At 49.8% G+C, this 233-nt stretch carries 1 pseudogene; it reads right to left on the bottom strand.

The features are described from left to right. A pseudogene (locus O4H47_RS18080) lies at positions 1 to 233 on the bottom strand (carbamoyl-phosphate synthase small subunit); the annotation flags it as partial.

The following is a 233-nucleotide window of genomic DNA, read 5'->3' as shown; positions in this document are numbered from 1 at the left end:
GGTACAACCGTTAAGCGGCAGCCGCGGTCAACCAACATTCGTAAGATGTTGCGTTTTGCGCCGAAGTCGTAAGCGACAACGTGGTATGGCAGCTCGCTGTCATCTTTCGCCTCTGGAAGTCCACCTTCAAGCGTCCACGAACCTTGCTTCCATTGATACGCTTCTTTTGTTCTAACTTCTTTCGCAAGGTCCATTCCTTTTAAGCCTGGGAATTCTTTTGCTTTCGCTAGTGC

The sequence above is a fragment of the Maritalea porphyrae genome (assembly GCF_027213965.1).
GTDB classification, from domain to species: domain Bacteria; phylum Pseudomonadota; class Alphaproteobacteria; order Rhizobiales; family Devosiaceae; genus Maritalea; species Maritalea porphyrae_A.
This window is presented reverse-complemented; position numbering and strand designations above follow the sequence as displayed.